The 2,269-nt window shown below is 72.1% G+C and carries 3 protein-coding genes and 1 pseudogene; 2 read left to right on the top strand and 2 right to left on the bottom strand.

Translation table 11 applies throughout. The features are described from left to right. Positions 1–209 (bottom strand): annotated as a pseudogene (locus G6018_RS13250) (hypothetical protein); the annotation flags it as partial. Positions 210–244: 35 nt separating this feature from the next. On the opposite strand from G6018_RS13250, the gene G6018_RS13245 reads away from it, so the two are divergent. Together G6018_RS13245 and rpsT are read left to right on the top strand one after the other, a co-directional pair. Then, the gene (locus G6018_RS13245) at positions 245–793 is read left to right on the top strand and encodes a type II toxin-antitoxin system PemK/MazF family toxin (RefSeq protein WP_182639854.1); all 549 of its coding nucleotides are present in this window, start codon (positions 245–247) and stop codon (positions 791–793) included. A gap of 207 nt (positions 794–1,000) precedes the next feature. Then, positions 1,001–1,261: a 30S ribosomal protein S20 gene (gene rpsT / locus G6018_RS13240; RefSeq protein ID WP_179524952.1), complete on the top strand. Its 261-nt coding sequence runs from the start codon at positions 1,001–1,003 to the stop codon at positions 1,259–1,261. 115 nt (positions 1,262–1,376) lie between these two features. Here rpsT and holA read toward each other — a convergent pair. Next, the coding region (gene holA / locus G6018_RS13235; protein WP_182639853.1) for a DNA polymerase III subunit delta at positions 1,377–2,269 on the bottom strand (893 nt) is incomplete at its 5' end.

Raw genomic sequence — 2,269 nt, 5'->3', positions numbered from 1 at the left:
ACCGCCGCGAGCACCGGCCGCGGGGTCACCTGCACGTCGATCATCGCGCCGGCCACCGCCTCGTCGCGGACGTTCACCACGTACTCGGTCACCCCGAGGTCGGCGAGCGGGCCGTCCACCGCCCGGGCGATGTCCGACCGCAGCCGGGAGGCGTCGGGCCCGGCACGTTCCGGGTCGTCCGCCCACACCACCGCCAAGAGCATGTCCATGAACCGGGATCCTAGATGCCGTTACCCTGGCGGACATGGCGATCGACTGGGCCCGGATGGGTCGCACCGCGGCCCGGATGAGCCGCAAGTACGGACCGACGGTGGCCCTCGAGGTGCGTCGGCGCCTCGAGGATCGCGGGATCACCTCCGCCGCGCCGCGTGGGGCCGTGGGGGCGGGACGACCCACCACGTCCGGGACCGTGCCCACGTCGAGTCGCGCGCGGACCGTCTCCTACGCACCCGACCTCGACGGTCGGGCCGATCCGGGAGAGATCGTGTGGACGTGGGTCGAGTTCGAGGAGGCCGACGGACGCGGGAAGGACCGTCCGGTCCTGGTGGTGGGCCGCGACGGCGATCGACTGCTCGGCCTCATGCTCTCCTCGCAGGACAGGCGGGACGACGACGAGGGGTGGCTCGGGCTCGGCACCGGACCGTGGGACGCGGAGGGCCGACCGAGCTGGGTCCGCCTGGACCGCGTGCTGGACGTGCCCGAACAGGGCATCCGACGCGAGGGGGCCGTCTGCTCCCGCGCCACGTTCGACCGGGTCGCGGACCGGTTGCGCTCGGACTACGGCTGGCGCTGACGGGCGGTGGTGGCGGGCAGCCCGACACGGGCCCGACCGGGTGCTCGCCCACCCGTCACGCGTTTTGGCCGGTGACGCCGCCGCTGGTAAAGTGGGTCGTCGGTGTCCACCGGATCGCATTGCGCGTGTTCGAGCGGACTAGAGACATGACATCAGATCGACCGGATCCCCCGCGGAGCCGTCGACACACGACCGAAGGTGTGACCAGTGGCAAACATCAAGTCCCAGAAGAAGCGGAACCTCACCAACGAGCGCAACCGTCTCCGCAACCAGTCGATCAAGTCGTCTCTGCGTTCCGCCATCCGCAGCCTGCGTGAGGCCACCGAGGCCGGCGACAAGGCCAAGGCCGGCGCCCTCCTCGTCGCCACCTCGCGTCAGCTCGACAAGGCCGCCACCAAGGGTGTCATCCACCAGAACCAGGCCGCCAACAAGAAGTCGTCGCTCGCCAAGGCCGTCAACGCGCTCTGAGGCGACCCGCTCCCCCAGTCGGGGAGCACAGCCCCGCGTCGTTCGCCGCCGCGATGAGGCTCCGAGGGCCCACCCCCGCACCGATCGAGTGCGCGTGGTGGGCCCTCGTCGCGTTCTAGGCGACGCCGGCCAGTGACCCCACCTCCCGCACCGCCCGCTCGAGCGCGTACGAGGTGTCCTCCGCCTGCCCCTTGACCTCGCCGTTGAGGCGGGCCACCACCTGGAGGGCGCTGCCGAGGGTGTCGATGGACCAGTACCGGGTCTGCGCGGTGACCTTCTTGACCTTCCACGGAGGCAGGCCCTGCCGCGCCAGTTCGGCCGGCGGGGTGCCCCGTTGGGTGCCCACCATGGCGATCGAGTTCACGGCGTCCGCGAGAGCGTCCGCCAACACGACGTGCGGGACCCCCGTGTGCATGGCCCATTCGAGCGCCTCGATCGCGCCGGCCACATCCCCGGTGACCGCGCGCTCGGCCACGGTGAACCCGCTGACCCCCACGACCCCGGAGTGATAGCGGCGCACCGCTTCGACGTCGACCTTCCCCCCGGTGTCGGCCACCAGCTGGCCACACGCCGACGCCAGCTGCCGAAGGTCCGTGCCCACCGCCTCCACCAGGGCCTCACACGCCTCGGGGGCCACCCGGACGTCGAGACCCCGGAACTCCGAGCGCACGAATCCCACCACGTCCATGTGGCGGGAGAGCTTGCCGGCCGCGTGCTCCTGCGCACCGGCCCTACGCAGGTCCGGTACGAGCGCCTTGGCCCGACCCCCGCCCGTGTGCTGGACCACCGTGACCGTCTGGTCCGGCAGGTCGACGGCGGACCCCATCACCGCCGCCTGGGCGTCCTTGCCCAGTTCCGCGGCACCGGTGATCACCACGATCCGGGCCTCGCCGAACAGCGACGGTGAGAGCAGTTCGAACAGCTGCGGTGCACCGACCTCCGGTCCCCCCAGGCGGGAGACCACGGGCGGATCCTCCCCCGCGGGAGCCGCTGCCCGCACGGCCGCCA

This window comes from Dietzia sp. DQ11-44, from assembly GCF_014145205.1.
Classification (GTDB): Bacteria; Actinomycetota; Actinomycetes; order Mycobacteriales; family Mycobacteriaceae; genus Dietzia; species Dietzia natronolimnaea.
This window is presented reverse-complemented; position numbering and strand designations above follow the sequence as displayed.

Coding starts and splice junctions, on each gene's coding strand:
- G6018_RS13245 (WP_182639854.1), top strand. CDS start 245: ATGGCGATCGACTGGGCCCGGATGGGTCGCACCGCGGCCCGGATGAGC.